The following is a 12,358-nucleotide window of genomic DNA, read 5'->3' on the forward strand; positions in this document are numbered from 1 at the left end:
ACCAGAACCGCCGCCGTGACCTCCGCCACCACCGCCAGACCCACCGCCGCCGTGACCGCCCCCGCCGCCCGATCCACCGCCGCCACCACTACCACCATCCTTGGCCTGGGCACTCGATACCCCGGACAAGCTGTCCGGGATCAATACGGTAGACGCCGACAGAACTGCGCCAATAGCTACTGCCAGTAAAAGCTTGTTGATGTGCATGTCGTTCTCCGTCTTCTTATTCAGGTTGGAACGTTGATGAACAATGCAACTTGCTGCTCGATTCAATGGGAGAACACCGCAACGCGCCGATTAATTCAGTGGCAACGCGTATGAACGATGAACGGTACACATCGATCCTGTTCCAGCGGGTCAGTGAATACTCGAAGCCAGTTCGAAGATCGGGATGTACATCAGGATCACGATGACCCCGATCAGCAGGCCGATGAAGGTCATGAGCAAGGGTTCGAACAGCCGCACGAACCATTCGATCCAGCGGCTGATTTCTTCGTCGTAGAAGTCAGCGCTGCGCTCCATCATCTGGCCGAGGTTGCCGGATTGTTCGCCCGCTCGAAGCAAGCGCAGGGAGACTGGGGTCACCAGGTGATTGAGCTCCAGCGCGGCCGACAGTGACTGCCCCTCGCGTACCCGTTCGCAGGCCTGGTCCAGGCGCACGCGGGAGGCGGGGGTGAGCAGGCCGCGAACCATGCCCATGGCGGTGACGAGGGGAATGCCGCCCTGCAACAGGATGCCCAGGGAGCGATAGAAGCGCGCGAGTTCGTACATGAAGATGCGTTGATGGACCGCCGGGAGTTTTTCGATCACACGGTCGACGCCCCGACGAAAAGCCGGTTGTCGCTGAAGAAAGCCGAGGGCGACGATGATTGCCGCCAATGCGCCGAAGAACTCACCCTGGTGGGCGTGCAGGAACATCCCGCAGCTCATCAGCACTTGCGACAGCCACGGCAGATTCGACCCCAGCCCTTCGAACACCAGGCTGAAGCGCGGCACCACGTAACCCATCAAGAACAACACCACGCCACCGCCCACCACCAGCAACAGCAGGGGGTAGATCGAAGCGCTGACGATTTTTTGCCGAACCTCGTCCATGCGCTGGCGATAGCTGACATAGCGGCCCAGGGCATCACCCACGGCGCCGGTCTTCTCACTGGACTGCACCAGCGCGACGTAGAGCGGAGGGAACACTGCCGACAGCTGGGCCAATGCCTGGGAGAACGATTTGCCTTCATACAGCAGGCGCACCAGTTCACTCAACGTTTTACGGGCCTGTGGCGCGTTCTCTTTTTCTGCGAGGCTTTCCAGCGCATCGATTAACGGCAGGCCGGCGTTGAGCAAGGTGGTCAGTTCCTGGCTGAACAACACCAGATTGAATGTCTCGCGCTGTCGAAGGCGCAACGCGCGCCAGTGCCGCTCGACGTGCAGGCTGACCACCCGCAAGCCCTGGTCTTCGACGATGCGCCGGGCCTCGCTGTGGCCGGGAGCCTCGACGGTCATCGAGACCACGCCAGCCTTGCCCACTGCCTTGAGATGAAAGCGCATGGTCGGCCCCCCCGTCATTGCCAGCTGGTGACTTCGGCGTTTTCGCCTTCGCCGCCGGGTTGGCCGTCCTTGCCCATGGACAGCAGATCGTATTCGCCGTTTTCGCCGGGGTAGCGGTAGTTGTAGTTACGGCCCCACGGATCCTGCGGCAGTTTTTTCTGCAAGTAAGGACCGGTCCATTTGGTTTCATCGCTTGGCGCAGTGACCAGCGCCTGCAAACCTTGTTCGGTCGATGGGTAATGACCGACCTCCAGACGGTACAGGTCGAGCGCTTTGCCCAAGCCTTCGATTTGCGCCTTGGCCACCTTCACTTCGGAGCGGCCCAGTTGGGCGAAATACTTCGGCGCGACGATGCCGGCCAACAGCCCCAGCACCACCAGCACCACCAACAGTTCGAGCAGGGTGAACCCGCCTTGAGGACGCGGGGCGGAACGCAAACGCTGATTCATGATGACCTCACACAGTCGGCAGAAGGGTCGCCATGGAGGCGTATGCAATTGCCATGCTCACCCCCGGTCATTCTTCCACAACCCCTGTATTCCGGGCCTTTGCGCTTTCGGCACAGTGCTTGCGTATGGCTTGTTTACTACCGGCCATTGGGGCATTACCCCCATTTTTCGGGGCCGGGCAGGGGAGACAAAAAAATGAAAACACTCACCACAGGACTGCTCGGCTGTTTGCTGCTGACGAGCGTCGTACAGGCCGATGTGTTCGTTTCCGTGGACGCCAAGGGCAGTTACGTACTGTCCAATGTTCACCGTCCCGGCCGCACCTATGAACGGGTGATTCACGAGCCCCAATCCTCGCTGGTCGGTCTTGATCAGCAGCCTCAGATGATTGCCAGGCAACCCTATGCAGAGCTGGTGTCGGCGGCCGCCACGGCCAATGAATTGCCGGCCGCGTTGTTGCACGCGGTCATCCGCGAAGAGTCCCGCTACAACTCGGATGCGACGTCCCCCAAAGGCGCCGGCGGGCTGATGCAATTGATGCCCGATACCGCCCGGGAGATGGGGGTGAAAAACGTCTATGACCCCAAGGCCAATATCCAGGGCGGCGCCAAATACCTCAAGCGCCTGCTGACCCTGTTCGACAACGACATCACCCTCGCCGTGGCGGCCTACAACGCCGGGCCGCAAGCGGTGCTGAGCCGTGGCGGAGTGGTCCCGCCGTTTGCTGAAACCCAGCGTTATGTGCCCAGCGTCTTGCGTCAGTACCGGCGCTTGCAAGGCCTGGCCATGGACGCACCGCTGTGATCGGCGAGTGTGGGGAACGTCCCCCAATAGTGGGGCAACAAGGACTGGGCCGAAAAGTGGGGAATAAGTGGGGAATATCCCCCGAGTTCTCAGATCGTCGCTTCAAGTGGCTGAAAACTAACTGAATTATTTATGGCATGCGGATTGCTCAAGCGGATTTGTCGAGAATTATTCCCTGTGAGCACCCACAGCGAGGCCCGTGATCATGACCGGCATACACAACGCTTCGTCCTTGTTTAAATTCGCGCTGTTGGTGGTGTCGATGTTCGGCATCGAGCTGGCTGAGGCGGCCCTGCGCTGCGAGCGCAATCTGGTGGCGAACGTCGTGGCGCTGGATCAGCCGCTGATGTTCAACCGCCTCGGGGCGCAGAACGCCAACGGCATGATGTTCGCCCTGCGCCGCGACGTGGTCGACGACCACAATGTGTCCCTGGCTCAGGGCGGCGCGGCAGTGCCGGGCAAAGTCTCGCTGCGGCCCGACAAGCGTCCGCGTCCCTTGGTGTTGCGGGTGGCCGCCGGTGACTGCCTGACCATCAACCTGCAGAACCTGCTGGCGTATCAGGCCAATCCCGGCAGCCACGAAAACGGCGAGGAAGGGGTCGAGGGGGAGGTCGAAATCGGTGACGTCGAGCAGTTCAAAGTCGATGAGCAGGTCACCGACCGCCACGTCGGCTTCCAGGTCAACGGCATGCAAGCGGTCAACAGCATCGATGACATCGCCTCGTACACCGGGCGCAACGGCAATTCGCTGGTCGCCCCCGGCGGCACCCGTTCCTACACCTTGTTCGCCGAGCGCGAAGGTGCATTCGCCGCCAGCAGCCGTGGCGCGACTTTCGGTGGTGAAGGCGATGCGGGCAACGTTGCCAACGGCCTGTTCGGCCAGGTCGTGGTGGTGCCCAAGGGCGGCCGCAGCTACCGCAACACCGTGACCGAAGAAGAGATGCGCCTGGCCAGCAGCGGCCGCACCCCGGCCGGTCAACCGATCGTCGACTACCAGGCGCGCTACCCGCAACGCGAACCGTGGATCCGTGAAGACAAGGCCGGCACACCGATCATCAACATGGTCGACGGCAATGAAATCATCTCCAGCGAAAGCGACGCGATTGTGATGGGCAGCAACGCCGACGGCAGCTTCCCGCCGTCGACCTATCCGCTGGAAGCCGTCGGCAAACGCAACCCGGCGATTCCGAACCGGCTGGAACCGTTCCGCGATTTCGCCTCGCAGTTCCAGGATGAAACCGCCGCGACCCAGGCGTTCCCCGCTTATTGGGCCGACCCGGTCATGGCCCATGTGCTGGAGCCGACCCGCGACTCGTTCATGATCAACTATGGCTCCGGCGGCATGGGCGCCGAGGTGGTGGCCAACCGGCTGGGTGTCGGGCCGATGCACGATTGCCTGTCCTGCGCCTATGAAGAATTCTTCCTCAGTTCGCACACTGTCGGCGACGTGGCGATGCTGGTGGACGTGCCGGCCAACGCTGGCCTGGAAGGCATTCTTCCAGGGCAGGTACCGAGCGCCGATCAGATTGGGGTCAAGGCGACCATGGCGCTGTATCCGTCCGAGCCGTCCAACGTCAACCACAGCTACATTGGCGACTTCGTCAAATTCCGCAACACCCACAACGGCCACGAGCAGCACATCTTCCACCTGCACGGTCATCAATGGCTGTTCAACCCCAACGACGACAACTCCGACTATGTGGATGCCCAGGGCATCGGCCCGGGTGCCGGCTACACCTATGAAATCGCCAATGGTGGTTCGGGCAACCGTAACCGCGTAGCGGGCGATGCGATTTACCACTGCCACTTCTATCCGCACTTCGCACAAGGTATGTGGAGCATGTGGCGGGTGCATGACGTGTTTGAAGAAGGCACCCGACTCGAAGTTTCCCAGCAAGGTGCCGACGGGTTCCACAGCGAACCTTACGCGCTACGCAGCGGTAAACCGGCGGCAGGTGCGCGGGCCTTGCCCGATGGCGAAATCATTGCCGGTACGCCGATTCCAGCGGTCGTGCCGCTGCCGGGCAAAGCCATGGCGCCGATGCCAGGCAAGGTCGCGGTGGTGCCGAAAATCGGCGAGACCCTGGTCGCCGGTGATGATGACGACGATGACGACGGCGGCGGTAGCGGCAGCAGCGGCGGCGCTCAGGCCATCGGTTCCCTGGCCCTGGTGGATCGCAGCGAAGCCAACCGCAATGCCGACGGCAGCCTGAAGAACCCTGGCTATCCGTTCTGGATCGGCGGCATGGAAACTTCGGTCGGCCAACGTCCGCCGACGCCACCGCTGGACATGCTCGACGCGGCCAAGGCCCAGTCCTTGAAAACCAGCGGCAACGCCTTGTGGGCCAACCTCGACCCGGCGCAGTCCGGTGGCTGGGATGGCGGCCTGGGGCGTCATTCCCTGGACGGTTTCTCCGCCGGTGGCGTGGCGCACACCATTACCACGTCGCTGGATTTCTCCAAGGAAGTGACCCGCGCCAAACCGATCTACATGCCGGAAGAGGGCACCGAAGTCGAACAGGCGGCCATGGCCTTCCACGCCAAAAAGGACCACCCAAGCTTTGCCTTGCTGCCCGGCAATCAAATCGTGGCGAAGGCCTTCCGCACCAACGGTGCCTTGCCGATTGCCGGCGCGCCTTATTACGAACCGTGCATGGACGACCGGCAAAAACGCCTGACCAGCAGCGCCGGCACCGGCGAGTTTGCCAGCGGTGAACGCATCGACGGCATGTCCTATACCGGCTCTTCGACCTTTACCGCCGACCGTCCACGGGTTTACAAAGCGGCGAACATCCAGTTCGACGCGGTGTACAACAAGGTCGGCTACCACTTCCCGCAAGCGCGCATTCTGGCCCTGTGGGAAGACGCCTGGCCGGTCATCACCAAGCAGCGTCCACCAGAGCCGCTGGTGATGCGCATGAACACCTTCGACTGCGTGCAATACCAGCAAACCAACCTGGTGCCGGCCGTCTATGAGATGGATGACTATCAGGTGCGCACGCCGACCGACGTGATCGGTCAGCACATTCACCTCCCCAAATGGGACCTGACGGCGGCAGACGGTTCGGCCAACGGCTGGAACTACGAAGACGGCGTGCTTTCCCCGGGGGCCGTGCAAGAACGCATCCGCGCCATTCGCGAGTTCAACCAGTGCGAAGGCACCGATCCACGTGACGGCACACCGGCCTGTCCAAAAGCCAGGAATCACCCGTACTTCGGTCAGTATGGCCGGGCGGATTGGGTGGGCGCGCGCACGGCGATGCAGCGCTGGTTCGTCGATCCGGTGGTAAACGCCAAAGGTGTCGACCGTGGACTGGGGACCATTTTTACCCACGACCACCTGGGCCCATCGACTCACCAACAGATTGGCCTGTACGCCACCGTACTGGCTGAACCGGCCGGTTCCACCTGGTTCCACGCCGAAACCGGCGAGCCTTTGTACAGCGGCGCGCGCCAGGACGGCGGGCCGACTTCGTGGCAAGCGGTGGTGTCCACCGGGGACATCGACGGCGACGGCAAGAACGACAGCTTCCGTGAGTTCTTCCTCGAGTACAGCGACTTCCAGCACGCCTATGAAGCCGGAGTGTATGTGGGCGCCGGTCCTAACGGCGTGCCTGATCCACAAACCTTCCCGGCCACCGCGGACAGCTTCCGCTACGCGATCAACCCGCCAGTGCGCAACAACGCCAGCACCTTGCTCGACGGCATCATCGAAGTGCAGGGCGGTATGGTGCCGGGTTGTCCGACTCGGCCATGCCCACAGGCGATCTCGGTCGATGACCCCGGCATGTTCGTGGTCAACTACCGCAACGAACCGCTGGCCCTGCGGGTCTACGACCCGAACAAGGTCGGCCCGGACGGCAAGCGCGGCATGCAGGCCGACGGCCTCGGCGGCGACCTGGCGTACGCCATGCAAAGCCGTACCGACCGCGCCATCCCGGCGATGAACCTGGCACCGAACCTGGTCACCGCCGCCACCGGTCCAACCGGCGGCACCACACTGTTCCCGCCACACGTCAACCGTGGCGGCGCGGAACCGGGTGACCCGTTCACGCCAATGTTGCGCACTTACACCGGTGACAACGTGCGGCTGCGGGTGCATGCCGGCGGTCACGAAGAAGAGCACAACGTGACCCTGCACGGCGTGAAATGGCTGCAAAGCGGTTCCGGCTTCGGCAACAGCTCCAACTCCGGCTGGCGCTCGTCGCAGATGGTCGGTATCTCCGAACAGTTGGGCTTCAACGCGCCGGTTTCGATGCTCTCCAGTTCGGCGGCGGCCACGGGGGATTACCTGTACTCGATGGACGCTTCGATTGAAGGTTACTGGAACGGTATCTGGGGCGTGATGCGCAACTACACGACCCAGCGCAGCGATCTGTTCGCACTGCCAAACAACCCGAAACCGACCGGTATGCGCAACACCGTGGCGTTCGATGGCATCTGCCCACGGTATGGCGCCAACCCGAACGGCATCGGCACCCGGCCGACCGTGCAACGCAACTATGAAGTGGTTGCGGCGCTGGCCAACGACATCCTGCGCAATCCGTTGAACCTGACCATCGGCGATCCGGCCGGTATCGGGCAACACGTGGGTGGGCCGTTGAACCCGGCGGGTGGCACCCTGGTGTTCAACTCGCGGCCGGTGAACATCCCTCAGGTCACCGTGGTCGATCCTGAAGATGGCGAAACCATCACCATCGGCGGTCAAAGCGGCCCGTTGCATGATCCGACTGCGATCCTGTACGTGCGCAAATCCGACCTCGATCCGCTCACTGGAAAAATGAAACCAGGTGTGCCGGTGGAGCCGCTGGTATTGCGCGCGGCGGCGGGTGACTGCATCAACGTCACCCTGGAAAACCGCTTGCCTGTGGTCATGCCCGACCTGACCCAGACTGCCGTGATGCAAGGGCTGGTCAAGCGAGATCGCAACAATGGCCAGGGCTCGACCATCTTCACCAACAACCTGCTGCGGCCTTCGAGCCATGTTGGCCTGCATGCACAACTGCTGGCGTATGACATCACCAAATCCGATGGCACCAATGTCGGCGCCAACCCGATCCAGACCGTGCCACCGCGCATCGGCAACAGCGGCGCATACCCGACCCGTACTTATCAGTACTACGCCGGGCACCTGGAGCGTGAAGGCAAGCCGATCTCGCAACTGGGCCGCAGTGTCGACAACATCAACGCCACGGCGGTGGAGTTCGGCGGACTGAATATCACGCCGGCGGACCTCATCAAACAACCGCAGAAAGGCTTGGGTGGGGCGATGACCATCCTGCCGATCGGCGCAACCTGGGTTGAGGATGCGCGTAAAACCAACGCAACGGTCACGGCACCAGGGCAGACCACTTACCGCGACTTCGCGATGGTCTGGCAGAAAGCGTTGAACATCCGCTGGGCCAACGGTCGGCCGGTGGAAGGTATTGCCGCCGAAGGCTTTGGTGTGCCGACCGATCCACAGGACAACTCGAGCATGGCCATCAACTACAAGGCCGAGCCGATCTGGTTCCGCTTCGGGTTGGCGCCGGATGCGCCGTTCGGGCACGCCAATGGCGCCGGTTACGGTGACGTGCCTAACGCGCATATGGCGTACAGCAATGCGCTGATCGGTGGCGATCCTCAGACACCGGTGCTGTATGTGAAACCGGGGCAACCGTTCCGCACCCATATCCTGATGCCGACCGGTGGCAGTCGCGGCACGACCTTCCAACTGGACGGTCACGTCTGGTCGGTCAACCCGTTCCAGTCGGAGAAGAGCGATACCGGTGGCTATCCGATGATGACACCTGGGGTGGGGTCGGTGCGGTTCGGCTACAACCCGATGTCGATGTACATCGGCGCTCGTGAAAGCATCCTGCCGGCGGCGCACTTCAGCTTCATGCACCCGAGCGCCGGGGGTAGCAACGCAATACCGGGCGACTACCTGTTCCGTGATTACGGCGCCTACGGCAACACCGCCGGGCTTTGGGGATTGCTGCGGGTGACCAACGAGCCAGAACCGGCACCGGCACCGTAAAGCCAGGGGTTGGGGGGCTGACACCGCTCGTACCTACAAGGGACAAGGCAGGCACAGATCTGTAAGGGGAGAGGGTAATGAACAGGACTACAAAAATCGCCGGTTGTGGGCTGGTCGTCGCAGTGGCACTCATCAGCTTCGGCGTCTGGCGCACCGCGCCGCCCAACCTGCTGAGCGAAGTCGCACTGCCGAACACCTGGAGCGGTCAGAACCTCTCCCGAGACGGGATTTCGGTGGCGCTTGAGGTCAAGTCATTGGCCAAGGACGGTGTGTTGCGTGAAGGCGAGTTTGCCGACGTGCAGTTCCGCGTCAGCGACAGTGCCTCGGGCCAGCCGTTGTCAGGCGTCAACCCCGGCGCCTGGCTGGACCCGGAAACCATCGCCGCCGACAAGGCTCAAGGCCGCGAGCAAAGCTGCAAATCCCGGGTCGGGGTCTTCCTCAAATCGAGCATTGGCGCGCGGCCGCTGCTCGACTTGAACAGCTACTTCCTGCTGGTGATGAACCGCGACGCCAGTGTCTCGGTGGTCGACCCGTCGGTGTCGGTGGGCGGCATCACCAGCACCATGACGCGGATTGAGATCAAGCAACCGCCGATGGACTGGACCACGCCCAAGGACAACAAACGGGTGTTCGTCTCCATGCCGACCGCCGATGCAGTGGCGGTGATCGACAGCGAGCAGTTCAAGCTGGTCGACTCGGTCGCCGCTGGCAGCAACCCGGTGCGCGTAGCCTTGCAGCCTGACGAGCGCCTGCTGTGGGTCGGCAACAATGCCAAGACTGCCGAGCAGTCGGGGGTCACGGTGATCGACACCCGCAGCCTCAAGCCACTCAAACACCTGGCCACCGGGGCCGGGCACCATGAAATCGCCTTCAGCAAAGACAGCCGTTTTGCCTTCGTCAGCAACCGCGACGACGGCACCCTGAGCATCATCGACATCGCCAGCCTGACCATCAGCAAGCAACTCAAGACCGGCTCGCACCCGCTGTCGGTGGCGTACTCGCCGCTGTCTCAGGCGGTGTATGTCGCCGACGGCAAGGACGGCAGCGTGACCGTGGTCGATACCGCCAGCCTCGCGGTTCGGCGGGTGATCAAAATGAAACAGGGCCTGGGCCCGATGGGGTTCAGTGCGGACGGGCGTTTCGGCATCGTCCTCAACACTCTGGAAAACCAGGTGGCGGTGATCGACGCGGCCACCGATTCGATGATCCACGAGCTGGACGTATCCGCCGAACCCTATCAAGTGGTGTTCACCAAGGCCTACGCCTACATCCGTGGACTGGCCTCGGCCAAGGTCACGATGATCAACCTCTCGTCGTTGGGGGCCGGCCGCACGCCGATCAGTCAGGGTTTCGAAGCCGGGCCCCAGGCGCCACGACTGGCCGGTGATTTGCCCCTGGCCTCGAGCCTGGCGGTGTCGCGGGACGACAACGCGGTGTTCGTGGTCAACCCGGTGGACAACACCACCTATTTCTACGCCGAAGGCATGAACGCGCCGATGTCCGGCTACCCCAATCGCGGGCAGGTGGCGCGGGCCGCCATGGTCATCGACCGAAGTCTGCGCGAGGTCGAGCCAGGGCTTTACAGTTCGCGGATCAAGCTGCCAGCCGCCGGGCGTTTCGACGTGGCGTTCCTGCTCAACCAGCCGAACATCATCCATTGCTTCACGGCGCTGGTTGAGCCGGACCCGAACCTCGCCACGCTCCCCGGCGTGCCAAAAGTCGAGTTCATGCTCGATAAGTCCACGGCCGCCCTCGGCAGCCCTTACACCGTGCGGTTTCGCATTGTTCAGGGCCAGCAGAAGGCACAGCGCAGCGGGATCAAGGACGTTCAGGTGCGCTACTTCCGTGCTCCGACTTCCCGGGCCCAGCAAGTCGCGGCCCTTGACGTGGGCAATGGCATCTATGAAGCCCCGGTGACCCTCGACCAGAACGGCGCCTGGTACCTGCACGTGCGTGCGGCGTCCCTTGGCGCGAGTTTCGATGACAAGACCTTTGCCAGCGTTCGGGTGATTCCCGGCGATGCCCACTGAAGAGGAAACCGACATGAACCGATTCGCACACCGTGGACTGCTGACGTTCTGCCTGTTGGCCGTCGGCATCGGCCAGGCCCTGGCGCACTCGGCGGATGAACACGCCGGGCATGACATGCCGGCCAAAAGTGCCAGTTCGGAAAGCGCCCAGGTCAAATTCGCCGACGTTGCGCTGGTGGACCAGAACGGCAAACCGGTGCGTCTGGAAAAGGACCTGGTGACCGACAAAATCGTGGTCATGAGTTTCATCTACACCAGCTGCACCACGGTGTGCCCGGTGGTGTCCTCGATCATGGGCAAGGTGCAGAAGCAACTCGGCGCCCGGGTCGGCGAGGAGGTGCAACTGGTGTCCATCAGCATCGACCCGCAGCGCGATGACGCCAAGCGTCTCAACGACTACGCCCGCAGCTTCCAGAAGGGGCCGGGCTGGAGCTGGCTGACCGGCAGCTCGCAGTCGATCAACGAGACCCTCAAGGGCCTCGGCTCCTTCAGCGGTGACTTCAAAAGCCATCAACCGCTGATTCTGGTGGGGGACGGCAACAGCCGCCACTGGACACGCTATTACGGTTTTACCGACCCGACCGTGCTGACCCGCCAGGTCGAGAAACTCAGCGGCCAGCGCAACGCCCACGCCAAACACACGGCCATTGCCATGGAGCACCAACCATGAAAGCCCTCGCCTTGATCTTCCTTACGATGTGTTTTTGCGTCATCAGCTTTATGGCGTTTTCCCACGAAGGACACCAGGAGCCGGCGCCGGCGGTGGCCGCTGCGCAACCGGCCGGCGGCACCCGGGATGCGAAAACCTGGTTCACCGACACGCCGTTGCAGGACCAGAACGGCAACACGCTGCGTTTCTACAGTGACGCGCTACAAAACCGCGTGGTGTTGCTTAACGTGATTTTCACCCGTTGCAACGATGCCTGCCCGCTGATCACCCAAAAGCTCAAGGAAGTCCGCGAAGTGCTGGGCGACAAGGCCGATGGCATCACCTTTATCTCCCTTACCAGTGATCCGCTGCGCGATACGCCGGCGGTACTCAAGGCTTACACCTTGAAGCAGGGCGTCGATGGCCCCCACTGGCTTTTTCTCACCGGCGACAAGGCACAAATGGACCTTGTACTGGGGCGCATCGGCCAGATTGTGCCGACTCCCGAGCAGCACTCGACGCAGCTGATTGTCGGTGACGTGGCCAACAAGCGCTGGAGCAAGATCCGTCCCGATGCACCGGCCGCCGCCATTGCCCAGCGCTTGCAGTTGCTGACAATGCCCGTGGCCAGTCGTTGAGCACGCGCCATGAACATTGCCCTCGTCCTCGGCCTGCTACTGATTGGCGGCATCAATCTCGCCGCCAATGCGCTGCCGCTGAGCCCCAGCGAAAGCGCCGGTAAACGGCTGTATCGCGAGGGCGTGTCGGCAAGCGGTGAGCCGATCATGGCTCGGGTGGGCGCGGCGGGCATGTTGCTGCCCGCCCCCAGCCTGCCCTGCGCCAATTGCCATGGCGCCGATGC

7 protein-coding genes and 2 pseudogenes are annotated in these 12,358 nt (G+C 62.7%); 6 read left to right on the top strand and 3 right to left on the bottom strand.

The window, feature by feature from the left end:
- The 3 genes and pseudogenes from QMX98_RS26135 to gspG form a co-directional block, all read right to left on the bottom strand.
- Positions 1–207 (bottom strand): annotated as a pseudogene (locus tag QMX98_RS26135) (hypothetical protein); the annotation flags it as partial.
- A gap of 150 nt (positions 208–357) precedes the next feature.
- On the bottom strand, positions 358–1,545 hold the full coding sequence (locus tag QMX98_RS26140; RefSeq protein ID WP_010455722.1) for a type II secretion system F family protein: 1,188 nt from the start codon (positions 1,543–1,545) through the stop codon (positions 358–360).
- Between the two features lie 14 nt (positions 1,546–1,559).
- Positions 1,560–1,994 carry a type II secretion system major pseudopilin GspG gene (gene gspG / locus QMX98_RS26145; protein WP_077750400.1) on the bottom strand — a complete coding sequence of 145 codons (435 nt, stop codon included), beginning with the start codon at positions 1,992–1,994 and terminating at the stop codon, positions 1,560–1,562.
- A gap of 195 nt (positions 1,995–2,189) precedes the next feature.
- Between gspG and QMX98_RS26150 the strand changes: the two genes are divergently transcribed.
- From QMX98_RS26150 to QMX98_RS26175, 6 genes and pseudogenes are all read left to right on the top strand, one after another.
- Positions 2,190–2,798: a lytic transglycosylase domain-containing protein gene (locus tag QMX98_RS26150; RefSeq protein WP_010455720.1), complete on the top strand. Its 609-nt coding sequence runs from the start codon at positions 2,190–2,192 to the stop codon at positions 2,796–2,798.
- Positions 2,799–3,003: 205 nt separating this feature from the next.
- Positions 3,004–8,817, top strand: a complete 5,814-nt coding sequence (gene mnxG / locus QMX98_RS26155) for a manganese-oxidizing multicopper oxidase MnxG (RefSeq protein WP_282411586.1) — start codon at positions 3,004–3,006, stop codon at positions 8,815–8,817.
- A gap of 77 nt (positions 8,818–8,894) precedes the next feature.
- Positions 8,895–10,847: a cytochrome D1 domain-containing protein gene (locus QMX98_RS26160; protein WP_282411587.1), complete on the top strand. Its 1,953-nt coding sequence runs from the start codon at positions 8,895–8,897 to the stop codon at positions 10,845–10,847.
- 13 nt (positions 10,848–10,860) lie between these two features.
- Positions 10,861–11,517, top strand: a complete 657-nt coding sequence (locus QMX98_RS26165) for an SCO family protein (RefSeq protein WP_042932740.1) — start codon at positions 10,861–10,863, stop codon at positions 11,515–11,517.
- Positions 11,514–12,134 (top strand): SCO family protein, encoded by a 621-nt coding sequence (locus QMX98_RS26170; protein WP_282411588.1) that lies wholly within the window; start codon positions 11,514–11,516, stop codon positions 12,132–12,134. Before QMX98_RS26165 ends, QMX98_RS26170 begins: the two co-directional genes overlap by 4 nt.
- A 9-nt stretch (positions 12,135–12,143) precedes the next feature.
- A pseudogene (locus tag QMX98_RS26175) lies at positions 12,144–12,358 on the top strand (ABC transporter substrate-binding protein); the annotation flags it as partial.

The organism is Pseudomonas sp. PS02303 (assembly GCF_029959925.1).
GTDB classification, from domain to species: Bacteria; Pseudomonadota; Gammaproteobacteria; order Pseudomonadales; family Pseudomonadaceae; genus Aquipseudomonas; species Aquipseudomonas mandelii.

Coding starts and splice junctions, on each gene's coding strand:
- QMX98_RS26150 (WP_010455720.1), top strand. CDS start 2,190: ATGAAAACACTCACCACAGGACTGCTCGGCTGTTTGCTGCTGACGAGC.
- QMX98_RS26170 (WP_282411588.1), top strand. CDS start 11,514: ATGAAAGCCCTCGCCTTGATCTTCCTTACGATGTGTTTTTGCGTCATC.
- QMX98_RS26140 (WP_010455722.1), bottom strand. CDS start 1,545: ATGCGCTTTCATCTCAAGGCAGTGGGCAAGGCTGGCGTGGTCTCGATG.
- QMX98_RS26160 (WP_282411587.1), top strand. CDS start 8,895: ATGAACAGGACTACAAAAATCGCCGGTTGTGGGCTGGTCGTCGCAGTG.
- QMX98_RS26165 (WP_042932740.1), top strand. CDS start 10,861: ATGAACCGATTCGCACACCGTGGACTGCTGACGTTCTGCCTGTTGGCC.
- mnxG (WP_282411586.1), top strand. CDS start 3,004: ATGACCGGCATACACAACGCTTCGTCCTTGTTTAAATTCGCGCTGTTG.
- gspG (WP_077750400.1), bottom strand. CDS start 1,994: ATGAATCAGCGTTTGCGTTCCGCCCCGCGTCCTCAAGGCGGGTTCACC.